Source organism: Clostridium sp. NkU-1 (assembly GCA_001312405.1).
This window is the reverse complement of the sequence record BBDR01000017.1, coordinates 82,765-97,942: the sequence shown is the minus strand read 5'-3', so window position 1 is coordinate 97,942 and position 15,178 is coordinate 82,765. Positions and strand designations below refer to the sequence as shown.

The following is a 15,178-nucleotide window of genomic DNA, read 5'->3' as shown; positions in this document are numbered from 1 at the left end:
GTATATCCCCACTCATAAGTCATTAAAAAAACCCGGTTAGCCGCTTCGCCCAAAAGCGCATAATCAACCCCCTCATACAAAAGCCCTGCCTGTGTGGCCGATGTCTTGGGGGCCAGGGCAACCGTAACCTGATAGCCGAACTGGTTCATGATCTGGGTGGTCCGCCTTACAAGGTCCGCATAGGCCTCCCGGTCATCTGCCATAATGTATTCAAAGTCAAAATCCAGTCCTCCAAACCCCTTTTCCAGCATCGTAAGACCCAGATTCCAGATCAGCCGCTGCTGAACCTCCATATTATGTACAACCGCAGAAACCAGATTGTTGTTAAAATGCCCGTCAGGACCGAGAGGAGTAAGGGTCAAAATGGGACGCACTCCGAGCTGCCAGGCCCTTTCAATCATCCAGTCATCCGGGCTCATGGGCGGAACCAGATCACCCTCCATGGTAAATCCATAAGAGAAGACATATAGATCAGTCAGAAATGGAAGGGTGTTTTCCAGATTATCCGGACTGATGATCGGGTATGCATAACCGAACACATAAAGAGGAGTTCTTTCTTCCGAAGGGCTATCATCCCTGATATAAAGTGCCTGGCCTACAGCCAGGCGGTATGGATAACCAATCTGGTTATCAAATATAAGGCTTTGTACCGGAATGCCCTGGGATTCGGCAATGGTGTCCACGCTGTCTCCCCGCTTTACCACATATATTTTCATAAAAGCATCCTTTTACCAGAATTGGTAAAGCATATGATGAAAAAAATCCGAAACATGACAGAAACAGACACCATTTCAGGTTTCTTTAGAAAAACGCAATGTGCTTTTTTTCATTAAAAATAAGCAAACACTTTAAATCTGTATTTTAAGGGTTAAAATTAAGGTTTTAGAAACTTTTGGCTTCACCACCTGTTACCCACCTGAAAACAGTCAGAACCAAGCATCATACAGTCAAAACGCCATCAGAACATGATATAAATATAGCGGGCCCGGAATACCGAAGCCCGCTCTTATCAAAGACTATCTTTCATACTCTTCGTACTCTTCATACCCTTCATACTCTTCATATCCTTCATACTTTTCACATTCGTTACATTCATTTTCTTTCCGTCTGCATTTTCTGCAGCCGTCTTTAAAACCTCTCCAGTAAGCTTCTTTTAATGCTTTTTTTGAACCATTCGCAGTCCTTGCCATGTTCACAATCGCATTCGTGTTCGCATTCACATTCACGTTTGGGTCTGCATTCACATTTGGGTTCACATTTCTTAACACATTTACATCTACATTTAAAAGTATCACTGCTCATATACTTTGACTCCTTTCATGCCGTACTACACTATATTATATGGGACACGTAGACAAGGTGTGTATAAGTGCAATGCCGCCTATCTTTTACTCATCCAATTCCAGATACTGCAGGACGCCATCCTGATCCGGCGTGAGCATCACCGGCTCCAAAAGCATTTCCACTATAGTCTTTACCTTTGTCACAATCCCGGTATCCCAGCCCCCAAACAAAGATATTATGAAGTTACCTACTGCTCCTGCCATCGCACATAATATATTTTTTACTTTCGCAGTCCTCACTCTTTCTTAAATTATTGTATAATGTGGCCGATCTTCTCCAAATAACCAGTAACGCAGCCAGTCGTCAAGTATAATCCCAGCGCCGCTGATCCAAAACCATAAAAATGAAAATACGGGACAAATCTGTCCCAGGATATTGCCAGGTATATTGCTGTAATCCCAAATTCCCCAGCCCAGCCATATATTAACTACACAACCGGTTATAAACTCAAAATATGTAATTATTAGCATACCAATGAACATCTGCTTTAAGAGGGGCATTTGCCAGGGAATTAATTCATTGATTAAACCCAGGCACACAAAACAGAGGCCGCCTAAAAGAAACATGGTCCAATGTGAGCGGCCTCGGAATACCAACTCCATACTTATGTAAATAAACCCTCCTACCAACCAGAGGAATAAATATTTAAACGTTTGCTTCACCGTATTACCCCTTCCTCTTTGCCCATGGCAACAATCTGCGCCGGATATGTTTTCAGGACCTCAGATTGGTACTCCAGAGGAATATCAGCTCCATAAAAGATCTCCCGCAGTTCTTCCATTGTTTCTACACTATCAATCCATGTTTTCAAACTATTCCCATAAGTGACATAATATGAAACATGTAACATGGCCTTTTCCACCAATATAGCATGTCAGATGCAGGATAGGATAGAACCGACAAGGCTGGCTATCCGCATGGTATACAATCTGATCTGCTCCGGAGCATTAGCTTTAAGGACGTAAGAACATTCCCTGCTTCCGGGAAAATGGTTGAAACTTAATATCTGTCTCTTCATCTTCCGGCAATCCTATGCAAGCGGCCTTTACAAGGCTGGAGCGGATATTAAGCAGGCGCAATATCTCTTAGGTCACGGTGATATAAAAACCGCCCTAGACACTGACACGCATTTGGGATACGCGGATGGAAAAGTGGATAAACTGAAGTCATATTATAATACAGTCAAATGATAAGACAACGGCCCTCAAACACATATAAATAAAGGATTTTTTTTAAAAGTCATAAAAATGTAATGTGCTTTTTTTACAGCCTTCGTTGTATAATATTGAAAAAGGAGGTTTTCGTATGCAGAATATTTTAGTATGTGATGATGACAAACAAATCGTGGAAGCTATTGATATATATTTAACAGGAGAAGGGTTTCATGTGATCAAGGCCTATGACGGCTACGATGCCCTAAAGCTTCTGGAAGGACAGGACGTGGATTTAATGATTCTGGATGTGATGATGCCGGGTCTTGACGGGATCCGGACCACTTTAAAGGTCCGTGAGACAAGCAGCATCCCCATCATTATCCTTTCTGCCAAATCCGAAGATACGGATAAGATCCTGGGACTTAATATCGGGGCAGACGATTATATCACCAAACCCTTTAATCCGCTGGAACTGGTAGCAAGGGTAAAATCCCAGCTGCGCCGCTATACCCAGCTTGGCAATATGAACCAGCAGCCCGCCGGACAAGTATATAAATGCGGAGCCTGGCCATTAATGACGACAATAAGGAAGTTTTTGTTGAAGGGGAACTGATCAAACTGACCCCCATTGAGTACAACATCCTTCTGCTTCTGGTAAAGAATGCGGGGAAAGTATTTTCCATTGACGAGATCTACGAGCAGATCTGGAATGAAGAAGCCATCGGTGCCGATAACACCGTGGCAGTACACATCCGGCATATCCGGGAAAAGATCGAAATCAACCCCAGGGAGCCACGCTATTTAAAAGTGGTATGGGGTGTAGGCTATAAGATCGAGAAACAATAGGAGCGTTTATGAAAAAAAGAAAAGATTTTGCAGCTCTTATGCATATGCTCTTCTCCCTTCTTGTTGTCATCGGCGTATCCATTATGTACAGCAATTCCCACTACGGAGAGGGGATCCGCTGGGTCACCCATGAAACCTATGAGGACACGCCTGAATTCACCCGTCAGCTAAAATCTGATATCGATGATATTTTTAATTATGTAAAATATAAGGAAATATTTGAGACCAACGGAAAGCTTGACTATTCAAAACCCATTGTCCGAGTCATGGAAGGCCCTGGAACCACAAGGGAATATACGGTGGATGAGATGATGCGCAGGGCCAAATCCCTTGGCTATTATCTCAATGAGCAATTTAAGGTGAGCGGAGGACAGCCGGCTGCGGATGACACGGATTCGTATGTACGTGTGGATTACCGGGCCTATGAACCGGATTTTAAGATAACGGAGCCTGGAGAAGCATTTCTCACCATGGACCAGGTGGCCTATGAGGTACTGACCCATTTGGGCAACTACTACTCTTTTTATTACCGCTTCATCCAGAACCCCAGCAATTTAAAGTTTGAAGTACTCTATCAGAATACTGAGGAGGATTATAAGTTATACAACAACGTTTCCGGTAAAGGCATCAATGACTTTAAGGCCATGGGAAGATACCTTTACGTAACAGGAGAAGCGCTTTACGTGGATTCCAACTTAACAACAGTCCCCAAGAATGTTTCTTCCCAGTTAGAAAAGATGAACCCCTATAACAACGGCAATTATCATATGACAGTAGCGTGGACACTTCCTACCCCTATGGCGATGCTTACGCCCGGGCTTCCGCTTCCTACGACCGTATGCGTCTGTTATTCATTGTCGGAATGATCAGCCTGTGCCTGGGAATCTTAGGCTGCATGGCGACCCTGTACGCCCTGATAAGCCTGACCGGGCAGCCGGACACGGAACAAGACCGCAGCCCCTTAAAACGAATTGACCGGCTTCCTGCAGAAAGCTGTCTGCTCCTGCATTGCGCTGCTGCCCTCCTCACCTTGTTTCTTGCAAACCGGCTGGCCTATAAGATCATCCACCTCTTCTTTGCCGTTGACCAATGGAATTACGGAGAGCTGGCCCTTCGTGTCCTCATTTATTACGCAGCCGGACTGTCCGCCGCCTTAAGCCTTTTAAAACGTTATAAAGCAGGAAACCTCTGGACCGGAAGCCTTATGCACCGGGGACTTAAAAACTTGTCCCTGTATTTTAAAAATCGCCGTTTTACCACGCGGATCATGCTTTCTTATGCCATGTTCCTGATTTTTAACATTGCCATGACAATGGCTTCTGCCTTCCTTTTATTTACCTATAACAGCTTAGCATCCCGGTTCCTTATGGGTTCGGTTGCTCTGCTGCTTTTCTGTATGGATTACTGGGTATTTCATCAGATGTACAAAAATGCATGGGAAACGGACCAGATCAATGAAGCCCTCTTTAACATTTCCAGAGGAGACACCACTTATAAGATCGATACCCTGACATTTAACGGAAAAGAACGGGAACTGGCTGAGAACATCAATCACATCAGCACCGGACTTGAAACCGCACTCCAGGAAAAGGTACGGAGTGAGCGCTTAAAAGCGGACTTAATCACCAATGTGTCCCATGATATTAAGACTCCCCTTACATCCATCATAAATTATGTGGACCTTATAAAAAGGGAAAAGATTCAGGATCCAAAGATTCAGGGATACTTAGAAGTTCTGGAACAGAAGTCCCAGCGGCTAAAGACTTTGACAGAAGATCTGGTGGAGGCCTCAAAGGCAAGCTCCGGAAATTTAAAGCTGGAGATCACCAGCATTGACTTTGTACAGCTCATCCATCAGACCAACGGAGAATTTGAAGAAAAGTTTGCCCTCCGTCACCTGGAACTGGTTTCCACCCTTCCGGCCGAAACCATCCTGATCGAGGCGGACGGCCGGTATCTGTGGAGAGTGCTTGAAAATCTTTATAACAATGCGTTCAAATATGCCATGGAACACAGCCGGGTATACGTAGAGGTTACAGTAGAAGGGGATATGGCGGTTTTTACCATGAAGAATATATCCCAAAACCCGTTAAACATTCACGCGAACGAGCTGACCGAGCGCTTTGTCCGGGGGGATGTTGCACGGACCACGGAAGGAAGCGGACTGGGGATCTCCATCGCTAAAAGCCTGGCCGAGCTTCAGGGCGGGGAATTAAGGCTCTACATTGACGGAGATCTATTTAAAGCAGGCGTGGCCTTCCCTGTCAAGAAATAAGCCGTATCCGCTCCCATTTTCCCGTCAGATATCGAAGGAATGATATGATATAATTGGCCGTCCAGCCATTGGAACTGCAAACCAAACGGCCTGGACGCCAATAATGGGAGCGAACACAGCCGCTACCGACACCCGGATCGCCAGATTCACCAGATTGGCGACAGTAAATACCACCACATCTCCTGCGCCGCGCAAAAGCCCGTCTGTGGTCGCCTTGCAGCCAATGAAGATATAAAAGAATGAAATAAACCGGATATAATCCATGCCTGTCTGAAATGCAGTTTCCGCACTGCCTTCATTTAAAAAGCTTCGTATAAACCAATCTCCCCAAGTTTCCATAATAACGCATATGACAACTGCAAAAACCCCTGCCATCAGATAGCAGTAACGGTAGCCTGTTTTTACCCGGTCTGTCCTTCCTGCACCTATGTTCTGTGCCGTGTAGGTGGACATGGCATTGCCCAGGGCAAGCATGGGCACAATACAGATGGATTCAATCCTGGTTCCTGCTGCAAAGCCCGCCATGACTGCAGAGCCAAATACATTGACTACAGACTGCACCAGAAGCATTCCGATGTGGACGATGGACTGCTGAAGGGTGGAGGGAATGGCGACCCGCATCATATGGAGCATCATGTTCCAGTCATAAAGCCGAAACGGCTCTGTTGTCTCATACCCCTTTAACCGATTTATCAAAATGAGAAAAGACATGACAGCAGAAAGCCCCTGGGCTATTAAAGTGGCAATCGCCACACCTGCTACCCCCATGAAAAACTGGGTCACGAACAACAGATCCAGTACTACATTTAAAAGAGAGGAAAAGACCAGCAGATATAAGGGAGTCTTTGAATCTCCCAGAGCCTGAAAAACAGATGCCTGCACATTATACATGAATAGGAAGGGCAGCCCTATAAAATAAATCCCCAGGTACACCGAGGCATCATAAAATACATTCTCCGGGGTGTTCATGAAGCTTAAAATCCGGTTATTGAAAAGAAGTCCCAGACCGCCCAGTATCACTCCTATGGATAGGAAATTAATAAGAGTGGTGGATATGGCGGTTTTCATATTTCCGGTCTGTTTTGCCCCTAAAAACTGGGACACCACTACAGAACTGCCGATTCCGCCGCCTACCGCGATGGCAATAAACACGTTTGTGATGGAATAGGAGGCACCTACCGATGCCAGGGCCTCTTCCCCCACAAACCGTCCAACCACCACAGAGTCTATGATGTTATAAAACTGCTGAAATAAATTCCCAAGAATCAGGGGAAGGGCAAAGAGCAAAAGGGCCCTTCCCGGTGAATCTGTTACCATATTAATTGCTTTTTTTCTGTGTTTTCATACTCATTATTTTGAACCATTCCTATCCAAATATACGCCAGCCGCAGATAAAGTTGTTCTTCCACCAGGAGCTTAAGGAACGTTCTACTACCCGTCCGTTACTGGAGGAAGCATCAATGACGCTTCCGCCTCCGGCTACAATTCCCACATGGCCGCTTACCACGATGATATCGCCTGCCTTCAGGTTTCCAAAGCTGGTGATTTTCGTATATTTACCTACATTTCTCCAACCGGAAGAGGTCAGATAGCTCTGTCTGACGCCGGCCTGATTGAGAGACCAGTAGACGAATCCCGAACAGTCAAAGGACTCCGAGCCCTTAGCTCCCCATACATAAGGACGTCCCACCTTGGATCTGGCAATGGAAAGCAGACCGCTTACACCGGAACCGCCCTTAACCGTACCGCCTTTGGAGGAACCGCCCGAAGATCCGGAAGAGCCTGCGGATTTTATGCCGCTCCCAGTCAGTTTACTCATGGTAAGCTGTCCCACAGAACCATCCGCTTTCAGTCCGTTGTTACTCTGGAACGCCTTAACCGCCTTTTCTGTCAACTCACCGTAATATCCTGTAACATTTGCGGAAGACAGGTATCCGTATTTATTTAACAGCTGCTGGATCCTGGTAACCGATTCTCCCTGCTCTCCCAGGGTCAGGCCGTTTGGCTGTGCCCCTGCGCTCATCAAGGTGATCCGGGTGGAAGGTCCTAAATACCCATCCACAACCAGGTCATTCCGGGACTGGAACTGTTTTACCGCTGTCACCGTATCATCGCCATAAGCCCCATCCGGAGTAGTTGTTAAATACCCCAGTTCCTTAAGACGCTGCTGGCTGGTTAAAACTACATCGCTTTTTTTCTCCATATGACAGGAAGTTGGGCTTGATCTCTTCACTGTAGAGAAGATTTATGGTCTGACGTCCTACTTTACCATCTGTGTTTAAGCCGTTGACCTCCTGAAGCTTCATGACCGCGGCCTCCGTTTCATCTCCAAAAGAGCCGGATACCTGGCCCGCACTGGCAAGATACCCCAGTTCATAAAGACGGCTCTGGATCCGTGATATGTCGTCGCCCTCCACTCCCTTTGACACGGCGTAATATTTGGCGTCCGGCGTCATAATGGCTGTCAGGGTCTCTGGCCCTACAATTCCATCCTGAGCCAGGCTGTTCTGGCGCTGGAAGACCTTAACAGCAGCCTCAGTCACATTTCCAAAGTACTGGGTGGGCTCATCATTATCCATAAAGCCCAAATTCATCAAACGCTCCTGAAGGCTGGCAACCACCGGATGCTCTACCCCGTTCCGCAAATACTCAGGGATGGGATTTTCTTTTTGTTCCGGCACCTTAAGAAGCTTGGCATCAGATCTCCCCCGGGAGTAAGTGCACCAACAGGCTGCAGTTCATTTTCTGTCAATATGGCAATGGATGGCGTGGCATCCTTTCCAAGTTCGGTGACGGTTTCTGTTTTACTGCATCCTGCCAACAAGGAAACCGCTGCTGCTGCCAAAAACACAGAATAGGCAGAACGCCTTTTCCATCTTATTTTTATATTCATAAACCAAATTCCTTTCCTATTTGTTGCCCATGCTTTTTGGGCATAAAGGGATACCCGAAGTATTTCATATGTAAAATCAGGTCTATTTTAGCATAAATCTGTCGGAAATGGAAAGGGAATTTATCTCATTGCGTCCAAACAGAGGTTATGATATAGTTAAAGCAGTGAAAATACAGTCAAAACCGCTGTTTTTTTTAACAGAAAAGGAGGGCTTAATATGATGCCTGTTTTGTGGGCTGCCGGCGGTACCGGCTTTACATTTCTTATGACTACTCTGGGAGCTTCGGTCGTATTCTTTTTCCGGAAGGACGTAAACCAGTCTGTTCAGAGGATCTTCCTCGGCTTTGCTGCCGGTGTTATGATCGCGGCCTCAGTATGGTCGCTTCTCATTCCGGCCATCGAGGAAGCCGAAGCAAGCGGGACTCCAGGCTGGATACCCGCTGCCGGAGGATTTGTCCTGGGAGTACTTTTTCTTATACTGCTAGACACCCTTCTCCCTCACCTTCATCCAGACATGAATGGAAGCAGAAACAATGAGGCGGAAGGACTCTCTTCCACCTGGAAGCGGACTACCCTGTTAGTCATGGCTGTGACACTTCATAACATTCCGGAAGGCATGGCCGTTGGACTGGCTTTCGCCCTGGCTGCCCAGCATGGAAGCGATCCGTCCCTTTATACTGCTGCCGTGGCTCTTGCTATCGGCATCGGAATCCAGAACTTCCCGGAAGGCGCTGCCATTTCCCTGCCCTTAAGGCAGGAAGGGCTTTCTACTGGAAAGGCATTTTTGCGAGGCAGCTTATCCGGGATCGTGGAGCCTATATTCGGTATCCTGACCGTAATCGTGGCAGGCAGCATCCAGCCGCTGATGCCATGGCTTCTGTCCTTTGCGGCCGGCGCCATGATGTACGTGGTGGTGGAAGAGCTGATTCCTGAGGCTCATTTAGGAGAACATTCCAACGTAGGAACCCTTGGGGTTATGTTTGGATTTTTGATCATGATGATTTTAGACGTGGCTTTGGGATAAGAAAAAGGATATCCGGGAGGCAGTTTTCTGCCTCCCGGATATCCTTTTTTTATCATCATTTCCTGTCAAAGCCCATATTTGTGTTTTGTACGCAGCCTGGCCATGGATCTGGCTAAAGAAGCCTCAAAATGAGAATGCTCCTGAAGGCTTTTACTCTGCCTTAACTGTTCGGCAGCCCTTTCCCTGGCTTCCTCTGCGCGGCGTTCGTCGATATCCTCCGGCTGCTCAGCAGTATCAACAAGGAGCGTCACACGGTTGTTGACGATCTGGATGAAGCCATTACCAACAACAGCCTGAACCCATTGATCCTTTTCATTCAACAGACGCATTTCCCCTATGGATACTGCAATGACCATATCCTCATGGTGGGGAAGAATTGCCTTTTCTCCATCTGCAAGAGGAATGATAAGCTCCTGGCATGAGCCTTTGTAAAACACCTTATCACTGGCAAGGACCTGAAGGAAAAATGTATTTTTACTCACAGGCAGCACCTCCAAGCTAAGCCTCTAATATCCTGGCCTTTTCAATTACCTCATCAATAGTTCCCACATTAAAGAATGCAGCCTCCGGATACTGATCCATCTCTCCGCTCACAATTGCCTTAAAGCCCCGGACTGTTTCCTTAAGAGGAACATATTTACCTGCAACACCGGTAAAGTTCTCAGCTACAGAGAAAGGCTGGGATAAGAATTTCTGGATCTTTCTTGCACGGTAAACCGTAGTCTTATCGTCATCTCCCAGCTCTTCCATACCCAGGATAGCGATAATATCCTGAAGTTCCTTATATTTCTGAAGTAATTCCTGTACCTTACGGGCTACCTCATAATGCTCTTCTCCAACCACATCCGGTTCCAGGATTCGGGAGTTTGATGCAAGAGGGTCAACCGCAGGATAAATTCCCTGTTCCACGATCTTTCTGGATAAAACCGTAGTGGCATCCAAATGGGCAAAGGTAGTTGCCGGAGCTGGGTCCGTTAAGTCATCGGCCGGCACGTAAACCGCCTGAACAGAAGTAACGGAACCATTTTTCGTGGAAGTGATCCTCTCCTGAAGCTCGCCCATTTCCGTAGCCAGGGTAGGCTGGTATCCAACCGCCGACGGCATACGTCCAAGAAGGGCGGAAACCTCAGAACCAGCCTGGGTAAACCGGAAAATATTATCAATAAATAAAAGTACATTCTTATGCTCTTCATCACGGAAGTATTCCGCCATGGTAAGTCCTGTTTCAGCTACACGCATACGTGCTCCCGGCGGCTCATTCATCTGGCCGAATACCAGGGCAGTTTTTGAAATAACGCCGGACTCTCCCATCTCGGTCCAAAGATCATTTCCCTCACGGGAACGCTCTCCAACACCGGTAAAAATAGAATATCCGCCATGCTCCGTGGCGATGTTGTGGATCAGCTCCTGAATCAGAACCGTCTTACCAACACCGGCACCGCCGAACAGACCGATCTTTCCGCCTTTTGCATAAGGGGCCAGAAGATCAATGACCTTGATTCCCGTTTCCAGGATCTCTGCCACAGGGCTTTGCTCCTCAAAGGCCGGAGGATCTCTGTGAATGACCCATTCCGAACCGCCCTTTAAGGCACCACCATTGTCAATGGTCTCTCCAAGTACGTTAAAAAGGCGTCCAAGAGTCTGCTCACCTACCGGAACCTTAATGCCTTCCCCGGTAGCGGTTACCTCCATGCCCTTATACAGCCCTTCACTGGAAGCCAGCATAATGCAGCGGACTGTGCTGTTTCCCATATGCTGTGCAACTTCCATTACGCAGCGTTTCCCTTCATTATTCACCTCAAGGGCGTCCTTAATGCGGGGAAGGTCGCTGCCCTCCAAAAACTCAACGTCTACTACAGGTCCAAGGACCTGAACGATCTTTCCTATATTCATATTCTGTTACTCACAGTCGTGAGGACTCCTCCTCTCTAAAGTCAAACGGAACATCCGATGATACTACGCTTTCTTCCTTTTTTTCTTTTGGGCCTTAGCACCGCTGATTACCTCAGTAATCTCCTGGGTAATGGCCGCCTGACGGACCCTGTTATAGGTAATCGCCAGTTCGTCAAGCATCTCCTGGGCACTGTTTGTTGCGGCCTGCATCGCCATCATTCTGGAATTCTGTTCGCTGGAATAGGATTCCACCAGACCTCCATAGATAAAACCAGCAATGTAATTGGGCACAATGGAATCGATCACAGCCTGTGGAGATGGCTTCATAGTGATTTCTTCCAAATGCACGTTAATGGGAACGCTCTGGCTTAACTGGCGCTTTGGAATGGGAAGAAGCTGTTCGATCTCAGCCTCCATTTTCATGGCATTCACCATCCTGGTGTAGATCATATATACCTCATCCAGCTTTCCTGACAGGAAGTAATCCACGATCTTTTCCTCAATGATTCTGGCCCGGCTCATATTTGGCTTTTGAACGGTATACCGGAAATCCTGCTCCACCGGTATTCCCTTTTTCATAAAATACTGCTGCCCCAGATCACCCACTACGAACAGCATGGGATTTCCGCCCTTGTCAATCTGATCCTGAGCCAGTTTAAAAATGTTATGATTATATGAACCGGCCAGACCCTTGTCAGCCGTTACCACAATGTATCCGATCTTACGGTCTTCTTTCTTAATATGCGGCCTGGTATCCAGATACGGGTCGTCAATATCGGGCGTATGCCTTATGATTCTGGCAATGGTCCTTTGCAGCGCATAAAAGTAAGGCTCCGTATCAGTCAGGGCTTTCCTTGCCCTTTTCAGCTTTGACGAGGAAATGGTATACATCGCATTGGTTATCTTCATGGTACTTTTGATGCTGTTCATCCTGCTTTGTATCTCTCTCGCATTTGCCATATCCTACACCCGTTTCTGTTTAAATTCGGCTGTCACATCAAGAATTCTTTGCTTCAGCTCGTCAGACAGCGCCTTGCTCTCTTCAATTTCCTTTCCGATTTCCGGATAGCGTTCATCAAAGAAAGCCAGCAATTCTCTCTGAAACTCTTTGATCTTTGAAACTTCTACATCCAAAAGCAGACGGTTATTGGCCACGATCAGGCTGATTACCTGGGCATGAAGGCTTAAAGGATGGCATAAGGGCTGTTTTAACAGCTCCGTAAGTCCCTTTCCATACTGGATCTGCTCCTTGGTAGCCGGATCCAGATCTGAACTGAACTGGGTAAACACCTCCATCTCCCGGCACTGTGCCAGGTCGATACGGATGCTTCCGGCAGACTTTTTCATGGCCTTGGTCTGAGCCGCTCCACCAACTCGGGATACGGAAAGGCCTACGTTTACTGCCGGTCTCATACCGGAGAAAAAGAGGTCGCTTTCCAGGAATATCTGTCCGTCAGTAATGGAAATAACATTGGTGGGAATGTAAGCCGATACATCTCCGGCCTGGGTTTCAATGATCGGCAGTGCGGTAATGGAACCGCCTCCTGCTTCCTCATTCAGCCGGCTGGAGCGCTCCAAAAGCCTGGAATGGAGATAAAATACGTCGCCTGGATAAGCCTCACGGCCAGGAGAACGCTCTAAAAGCAGAGACAGGGAACGGTAAGCCACCGCATGCTTTGACAGATCATCATAAACGATCAGCACATCTTTTCCCTGGTACATGAAATACTCTGCAAGAGCAGTACCGGAATAAGGTGCGATATACTGTAAAGGCGCCGGTTCACTGGCCGAAGAAGATACCACAATGGTATATTCCATAGCGCCGTAATGTGTCAGGGTATTCACCAGCTTTGCAACGGTTGATGCCTTCTGTCCAACCGCAACATAAACACAGATTACGCCTTTTCCCTTCTGGTTTAAGATGGCATCAATGGCAATGGAAGTCTTACCAGTCTGTCGGTCGCCGATGATCAGCTCTCTTTGCCCCCGTCCGATGGGGAACATGGAGTCAATGGCAAGAATACCTGTTTCCATTGGAACAGACACGCTCTTACGGTCAATAATGCCTGGTGCTTCATGTTCAATGGGACGGTAATCGTCAGAGATGATTTCTCCCTTCCCGTCAATGGGAGCACCAAGAGCATTGACTACTCTTCCCACAAACTTCTCACCTACCGGGATCCCGGCACGCTTTTTCGTTCTTGTTACCTTACAGCCTTCCCTAATGTCCCGGTCGGAACCGAACAGGATGCATCCGATATCTTCTTTTCTGATGTCCTGTACCATGCCCTTGATTCCACTATCAAAAATAACGATTTCGCCGTACATCGCACGGTCGATTCCATAAACCGTTGCAATGCCGTCGCCAACGCTTATAACAGTTCCAACTTCCTGGTCCCTGGCATGAGCGTCATAATCTTCAATCTCACTTCTCAATATAGAAATAATTTCATCTGAATTGATGGAAGCCACGTTTTTCACCTCCGCATTATTTTTTTGTTCCAATTCTCTAAGGCGTCCCTTTAAGCTCCAGTCAGTCTCCATATCACCGACGCGGATAATAAATCCGCCGATCAAACCGGGGTCCTGAATGAGGCGAAGCCTTACATCATGTTTTTCATATTTTTTTACACAGCATTGCTTTAATCTCGCTAAGCTGTTCTTCCTCCGGTTCTGTCACGTAGAAAAGGGAAGCCTCCAGGATTCCTTCCTGTCTGCAAACGCAGGTACGCCATGCATGAAAAATATCATATGCAAGATCTATATCCCGTCGATCCACCAAAACCTTTAAAAAGGTTCTGATCTCAGCAGGAAAAACACGGTCAATAATCCGGTGCTTGCTGCTCCTTGCAACCACAGGGCTGTTAAGAGCACGCTTAAGCTCCGGCACAGTCTTTAGTGCCAGAGCCGTTTCCTCAATGGCCGTTTCAGGAACAGAAAGCTCATAAAGCACCTGCCCGTAATTAATTGCTGCCTGCATCATGAAAATCACCTGCTTCTGCTATAAATGTATCGTAAAGCGCCTGATTTGCCCTGGCGCTCACCTCCTGATTAACCACCTTGGCCGCTGCTGCGATAACTATGCCCGCAAGCTGCGCCTTGGCCTCACGCATCGCCTTTTCCTGATCAGCCTCAGCTTGTTTCCTGGCTTCGGCCATCAGACGGCCTGCATCTTCCCCAGCTTCCTTTAAAATCCGGTCATACTGGGCCTTTGCCTGGTTTCTCGCTTCTTCAATAAGCTTTGATCCCTCAGCCGAAGAGGCAGCCAGCTTTTCTTCATACTGCTTTTTAATATCCGCTGCCTGAACTTCCTTATTCCTGGCATCCGAAATGCTCTGCTCAATCATTTCCCGCCGCTTATTCATCACATTCATAACCGGCCCTATGAGGAAATGCCGAAGCAGAAAATACAGGACGATGAGATTCACGATAGTCCACACAAAGTTCATATCCAGTCTAAGCATCTGTACCGCCTGCCTTTCTTTTCAATTTTTTTCACCTTAATCCTGACCTTGTTAATTATTTAAGGAATAAAATGATGAGAAGGGCTATAACGAAACCATAGATGGCAGTTGCCTCTGCAAGCGCACAGCCTAACAGAAGGGCCTTGCTGATCTTGCTTTCAGCTTCCGGCTGTCTTGCAATGGAATCCACTGCTTTAGAGGTTGCTATTCCAATTCCGATTCCTGCTCCAATACCTGTGAATACTGCGATTCCTGCTCCAATTGCTATTAACATAATAATCTCTC

Annotated in this window: 16 protein-coding genes and 3 pseudogenes; 4 read left to right on the top strand and 15 right to left on the bottom strand. The window is 47.0% G+C overall.

Annotated elements, in window-relative coordinates:
* The 4 genes from JCM10519_RS20435 to JCM10519_RS20415 form a co-directional block, all read right to left on the bottom strand.
* Nucleotides 1–716, bottom strand: a 716-nt coding sequence (locus JCM10519_RS20435; RefSeq protein ID WP_347844964.1) for a LysM peptidoglycan-binding domain-containing protein, incomplete at its 3' end; no start/stop codon positions are given.
* Nucleotides 717–1,016: 300 nt separating this feature from the next.
* Nucleotides 1,017–1,295: a hypothetical protein gene (locus JCM10519_RS20430; RefSeq protein ID WP_054741457.1), complete on the bottom strand. Its 279-nt coding sequence runs from the start codon at nt 1,293–1,295 to the stop codon at nt 1,017–1,019.
* A 294-nt stretch (nt 1,296–1,589) separates the two neighbouring features.
* Nucleotides 1,590–1,946 (bottom strand): hypothetical protein, encoded by a 357-nt coding sequence (locus JCM10519_RS20420; RefSeq protein WP_347844972.1) that lies wholly within the window; start codon nt 1,944–1,946, stop codon nt 1,590–1,592.
* 56 nt (nt 1,947–2,002) lie between these two features.
* Entirely contained in the window at nt 2,003–2,194 is a 192-nt protein-coding gene (locus JCM10519_RS20415) for a hypothetical protein (protein WP_054741452.1), read from the bottom strand.
* A gap of 455 nt (nt 2,195–2,649) precedes the next feature.
* On the opposite strand from JCM10519_RS20415, the pseudogene JCM10519_RS20405 reads away from it, so the two are divergent.
* The 3 genes and pseudogenes from JCM10519_RS20405 (at nt 2,650) to JCM10519_RS20400 (ending at nt 5,619) form a co-directional block, all read left to right on the top strand.
* Nucleotides 2,650–3,344, top strand: a pseudogene (locus JCM10519_RS20405) (response regulator transcription factor).
* 8 nt (nt 3,345–3,352) lie between these two features.
* Nucleotides 3,353–4,210 carry a hypothetical protein gene (locus tag JCM10519_RS32500; RefSeq protein WP_347844963.1) on the top strand — a complete coding sequence of 286 codons (858 nt, stop codon included), beginning with the start codon at nt 3,353–3,355 and terminating at the stop codon, nt 4,208–4,210.
* The gene (locus JCM10519_RS20400) at nt 4,123–5,619 is read left to right on the top strand and encodes a HAMP domain-containing sensor histidine kinase (RefSeq protein WP_347844962.1); all 1,497 of its coding nucleotides are present in this window, start codon (nt 4,123–4,125) and stop codon (nt 5,617–5,619) included. The genes JCM10519_RS32500 and JCM10519_RS20400 overlap by 88 nt, the downstream gene beginning before the upstream one ends.
* Here the strand turns inward: JCM10519_RS20400 and JCM10519_RS20395 are convergent.
* The 4 genes and pseudogenes from JCM10519_RS20395 to JCM10519_RS32485 form a co-directional block, all read right to left on the bottom strand.
* A pseudogene (locus tag JCM10519_RS20395) lies at nt 5,609–6,936 on the bottom strand (MATE family efflux transporter). The gene JCM10519_RS20400 and the pseudogene JCM10519_RS20395 overlap by 11 nt on opposite strands.
* A gap of 49 nt (nt 6,937–6,985) precedes the next feature.
* Entirely contained in the window at nt 6,986–7,822 is an 837-nt protein-coding gene (locus JCM10519_RS32495) for a peptidoglycan-binding protein (RefSeq protein WP_347844961.1), read from the bottom strand.
* Nucleotides 7,776–8,264 (bottom strand): peptidoglycan-binding protein, encoded by a 489-nt coding sequence (locus JCM10519_RS32490; RefSeq protein ID WP_347844960.1) that lies wholly within the window; start codon nt 8,262–8,264, stop codon nt 7,776–7,778. The genes JCM10519_RS32495 and JCM10519_RS32490 overlap by 47 nt, the downstream gene beginning before the upstream one ends.
* Complete coding sequence (locus tag JCM10519_RS32485; protein ID WP_347844959.1) at nt 8,249–8,512, bottom strand: hypothetical protein; 264 nt, start codon at nt 8,510–8,512, stop codon at nt 8,249–8,251. The genes JCM10519_RS32490 and JCM10519_RS32485 overlap by 16 nt, the downstream gene beginning before the upstream one ends.
* A gap of 217 nt (nt 8,513–8,729) precedes the next feature.
* On the opposite strand from JCM10519_RS32485, the gene JCM10519_RS20385 reads away from it, so the two are divergent.
* Nucleotides 8,730–9,536, top strand: coding sequence for a ZIP family metal transporter (locus tag JCM10519_RS20385; protein WP_054741448.1), 807 nt, complete (start codon nt 8,730–8,732; stop codon nt 9,534–9,536).
* Between the two features lie 65 nt (nt 9,537–9,601).
* On the opposite strand, the gene atpC is transcribed toward JCM10519_RS20385, so the two are convergent.
* From atpC to atpE, 7 genes and pseudogenes are all read right to left on the bottom strand, one after another.
* Nucleotides 9,602–10,018 carry an ATP synthase F1 subunit epsilon gene (gene atpC, locus JCM10519_RS20380; protein WP_054741467.1) on the bottom strand — a complete coding sequence of 139 codons (417 nt, stop codon included), beginning with the start codon at nt 10,016–10,018 and terminating at the stop codon, nt 9,602–9,604.
* Nucleotides 10,019–10,034: 16 nt separating this feature from the next.
* Nucleotides 10,035–11,429, bottom strand: a complete 1,395-nt coding sequence (atpD, locus tag JCM10519_RS20375; protein ID WP_054741446.1) for a F0F1 ATP synthase subunit beta — start codon at nt 11,427–11,429, stop codon at nt 10,035–10,037.
* 63 nt (nt 11,430–11,492) lie between these two features.
* Nucleotides 11,493–12,389: an ATP synthase F1 subunit gamma gene (gene atpG, locus JCM10519_RS20370; RefSeq protein ID WP_054741444.1), complete on the bottom strand. Its 897-nt coding sequence runs from the start codon at nt 12,387–12,389 to the stop codon at nt 11,493–11,495.
* Nucleotides 12,390–12,392: 3 nt separating this feature from the next.
* A pseudogene (atpA, locus tag JCM10519_RS20365) lies at nt 12,393–14,030 on the bottom strand (F0F1 ATP synthase subunit alpha); the annotation flags it as partial.
* A 16-nt stretch (nt 14,031–14,046) separates the two neighbouring features.
* On the bottom strand, nt 14,047–14,412 hold the full coding sequence (locus JCM10519_RS20360) for a F0F1 ATP synthase subunit delta (protein ID WP_347844958.1): 366 nt from the start codon (nt 14,410–14,412) through the stop codon (nt 14,047–14,049).
* Nucleotides 14,393–14,893 carry a F0F1 ATP synthase subunit B gene (atpF, locus tag JCM10519_RS20355; protein ID WP_054741442.1) on the bottom strand — a complete coding sequence of 167 codons (501 nt, stop codon included), beginning with the start codon at nt 14,891–14,893 and terminating at the stop codon, nt 14,393–14,395. Before atpF ends, JCM10519_RS20360 begins: the two co-directional genes overlap by 20 nt.
* Before the next feature lie 55 nt (nt 14,894–14,948).
* The gene (gene atpE / locus JCM10519_RS20350) at nt 14,949–15,173 is read right to left on the bottom strand and encodes an ATP synthase F0 subunit C (RefSeq protein ID WP_174715246.1); all 225 of its coding nucleotides are present in this window, start codon (nt 15,171–15,173) and stop codon (nt 14,949–14,951) included.
* Nucleotides 15,174–15,178 lie beyond the last annotated feature (5 nt).

Coding starts and splice junctions, on each gene's coding strand:
- JCM10519_RS20420 (WP_347844972.1), bottom strand. CDS start 1,946: ATGGAGTTGGTATTCCGAGGCCGCTCACATTGGACCATGTTTCTTTTA.
- JCM10519_RS20415 (WP_054741452.1), bottom strand. CDS start 2,194: ATGTTACATGTTTCATATTATGTCACTTATGGGAATAGTTTGAAAACA.
- JCM10519_RS32500 (WP_347844963.1), top strand. CDS start 3,353: ATGAAAAAAAGAAAAGATTTTGCAGCTCTTATGCATATGCTCTTCTCC.
- JCM10519_RS32495 (WP_347844961.1), bottom strand. CDS start 7,822: ATGGAGAAAAAAAGCGATGTAGTTTTAACCAGCCAGCAGCGTCTTAAG.
- JCM10519_RS32485 (WP_347844959.1), bottom strand. CDS start 8,512: ATGAATATAAAAATAAGATGGAAAAGGCGTTCTGCCTATTCTGTGTTT.
- JCM10519_RS20385 (WP_054741448.1), top strand. CDS start 8,730: ATGATGCCTGTTTTGTGGGCTGCCGGCGGTACCGGCTTTACATTTCTT.
- atpD (WP_054741446.1), bottom strand. CDS start 11,429: ATGAATATAGGAAAGATCGTTCAGGTCCTTGGACCTGTAGTAGACGTT.
- atpG (WP_054741444.1), bottom strand. CDS start 12,389: ATGGCAAATGCGAGAGAGATACAAAGCAGGATGAACAGCATCAAAAGT.
- JCM10519_RS20360 (WP_347844958.1), bottom strand. CDS start 14,412: ATGATGCAGGCAGCAATTAATTACGGGCAGGTGCTTTATGAGCTTTCT.
- atpF (WP_054741442.1), bottom strand. CDS start 14,893: ATGCTTAGACTGGATATGAACTTTGTGTGGACTATCGTGAATCTCATC.